This is a genomic window from Haloferax sp. s1 (genome assembly GCF_058382125.1).
Genome location: NZ_JBZRPK010000200.1, coordinates 1 through 1,888, shown reverse-complemented (window position 1 = coordinate 1,888; position 1,888 = coordinate 1). Strand labels below are relative to the sequence as shown.

Sequence of the window (1,888 nt, the reverse complement as noted above, 5' to 3'; positions counted from 1 at the left end):
GTGGGTCAGCGTGTGTGCCTGGCCGACGGTGGGTTGGGAGCCAAGAGGCGGTGAGAACAGGGGGAACGTCGAACCCAGGATGGCCGCGACGAGGAGAATGTCCCGCCAGTTGTCTCGGAACGTGCTCATCGGGCCACCCCCTCGAACTTGTACCAGCGAAGGAGCGTCACGTTGAGCATGTAGGTGTTCATCAGGTCGGCGGTGAGACCGAAGACGAGGACCGTCCCGATAGCGGCGAGCAGCTGAATACCGAACAGCGTCGCCGTGATGGTCATGACGACCATCGCCGCGATAGATGTGAGCGTCATAGTCACACCAGTTCGCATGGCGCGGGCGGTGGATTCGTAGAAGTCACCGGACCGACGAAGGATGTGGTTGTTCAGGAGAATGTCCGAGTCGACCGAGTAACCGATGAGCATGAGCAGTGCTGCGACGGTCCCGAGCGACAGTTCGATGCCGAGGAGATTCATCAGCGCCACCGGAATGACGATGTCGGAGAACGCCGAGATGACGACGGCGATAGAGGGAACGAACGACCGGAACATCGCGAACACGAGCACGCTCATGCCGACGAACGCGACGGCGACGCCGCCGAGTGCGAGCAGTTGCGTGTCGGACCCGAAGCTCGCCGAAACGGCGTCGATAGAGCGGACTTCGTAGCCCGCTGCCTCGGCTTGCTGTTCGAGTTCGGTCGTCGATGCACTGCCGGACTGGAAGGTCACGACGTACGTCCCGTCTGCGGCGACAGAGCGAATCGACTCAGGAGGGGTATTGAAGGCTGTAGAGACTTCCTCTTGCGGGGCATCCGTTGCGATACGGAGTTCAGTGCCACCGGTGAAATCGACGCCCGGGTCCACCGGTGCACCAGTCGCAGCGTACCACCCTCCGATGACCAACAAGGCCACCGCGAGTACCGCGAGGGGGACAGCCGCGAGTTGGCGATTCGTGTACCGGGTGTAGTCTACCTCCGGTACCGTAAACTCAACCATGGGTTGCGGTCCTGAGCGATGCCGAATAAGGTTTCTTATCCGCGATAGGATTTCCCCGAGGGTCGGTCTGACGAGGCGGTAACGAACCCGCGACAACCCCATAGTCATTGAACAATAATCGTGAGCTATGGCGACCGAATCGACGGCGACGAACGTCGTCGTCTCCTTTCCGGACGAACTCAGTGCGTGGGGTTACGACCAACTGACCGCCGACCGCTTCGTGAACTACCTGAAACGGGTCCACGAGGAAGCGGTTCCGGGCGACGAATGGGAGGAGTTCCTCGATGTCGGGTGTTGTGGTGACGCGCTTACACTGACACTCCGCGTCGAAGCACTCGAACCGGAAGGAGCGACGACACTCGGCGAGGAAACCGAAATCGAGTTCGTCGAACGCGAGGGGACCGTCAACGGCGGCTGGTGCGTCCAGAGTGCCGACGGTCCCAAATCATCGACCGCAAATCAGCGATAGCGAAGCGTTAGACTGGCGTTCCGACGCGACTTAGGGCATGTATCGAACCGCGACGACACCCGGTTGGGAGCGAATTTCGACGCGATTGACTTCGAGTCTGGCGGCCCGCGAGAGCAGTCCCTCGCGGTCGTCGAGGATGTCTTCGACGGCCTGTTCGGTCATGTCGTCGGGGACAGAAAGGACGTGAATCTCACCGATTCCCGCCCGCTCTTTCCGGACGAGTTCGCCGTCGGGGTTGTCGCTGGCGATATTTCGTGAGTTGGTCGTCGGCGACTCCGACGAGTGCTCTACGGAGAGAGACCAGCGGGATTCGACCTCCACGAGTTGCCACGAGACGTTCATCGGCGGGGTGGGTGGCCCCGCACCCCGGGCCGCCGCCCCCCCCGGGACCCCCGGGGGTGGACGAAACCCGGGGGCCCCCCCCCGCGCG

Annotated in this window: 3 protein-coding genes; 1 reads left to right on the top strand and 2 read right to left on the bottom strand. The window is 62.3% G+C overall.

The window, feature by feature from the left end; all coding sequences use genetic code 11:
- Positions 1-125 precede the first annotated feature (125 nt).
- Complete coding sequence (secF, locus tag QT222_RS01650; protein ID WP_004059446.1) at positions 126-989, bottom strand: protein translocase subunit SecF; 864 nt, start codon at positions 987-989, stop codon at positions 126-128.
- 127 nt (positions 990-1,116) lie between these two features.
- Here secF and QT222_RS01645 point away from each other — a divergent pair, with 127 nt between their 5' ends.
- Positions 1,117-1,458: a DUF7968 family protein gene (locus tag QT222_RS01645; protein WP_004059445.1), complete on the top strand. Its 342-nt coding sequence runs from the start codon at positions 1,117-1,119 to the stop codon at positions 1,456-1,458.
- A gap of 30 nt (positions 1,459-1,488) precedes the next feature.
- Here the strand turns inward: QT222_RS01645 and QT222_RS01640 are convergent.
- The coding region (locus tag QT222_RS01640) for a DUF5812 family protein (protein ID WP_491476095.1) at positions 1,489-1,888 on the bottom strand (400 nt) is incomplete at its 5' end.